This window comes from Variovorax sp. P4_D9, assembly GCF_056401695.1.
The window spans coordinates 1-603 of record NZ_JBFUIU010001727.1; the positions used below are offsets into that span (position 1 = coordinate 1).

1 pseudogene is annotated in these 603 nt (G+C 62.5%); it reads right to left on the reverse strand.

From position 1 onward, the window contains the following. Nucleotides 1-390: pseudogene (locus AC1DY5_RS58010) on the reverse strand (transposase); the annotation flags it as partial. Nucleotides 391-603 lie beyond the last annotated feature (213 nt).

The following is a 603-nucleotide window of genomic DNA, read 5'->3' on the forward strand; positions in this document are numbered from 1 at the left end:
GCGCGGCCTTTCTTCATCGGCAAGCCCGGCTGGGTGCGGTTGAGTGCCTGGATCTGACTTTTTTCGTCGCAGCTGAGCACCAGGACGCGCTCGGGTGGATTCAAGTACGTAAGCGTGCCGCCGAGACTCGGTCGCACGCTTACTCAAGTACAGCCCCACGACGTCCAGCAACTTGTCCTCGAAGCGCGGGTCCCGCGAGAGCTTGGAGCTGCTCTGGCGATGCGGCTTCAGGCCGTTGCGTTTCCACACGCGGCGAATCGTCGTCGGCCCCACCCCGAGCTGCGCGGCCAGCGTGCGCGTGCTCCAGTGCGTGGCGGCGATGGGCTTTTCGTGCAGCGTCCTGTCCACGATGCTCGATTCAAGCTCCGCCGTGACGCTGGGGGTGCGCCCGGGGCGCGGCGCATCCTGCTTCAGGGCCTCCCTTTGGCGCTCATTGAAAGTGACCCACTTTTGCTCATCGGAAATGACCCATCAAAGTTGGCGTGGCATGCGGGTGGGAGTAGTCACACGCAGTGGGTCGCCAACGAATCGTGTTTGACAGTCGAGGTTTCGTCGTCTACAAAGTATTGGTGTCGAGGAGTAGCGTGTTGGGGTTGAGGTGTG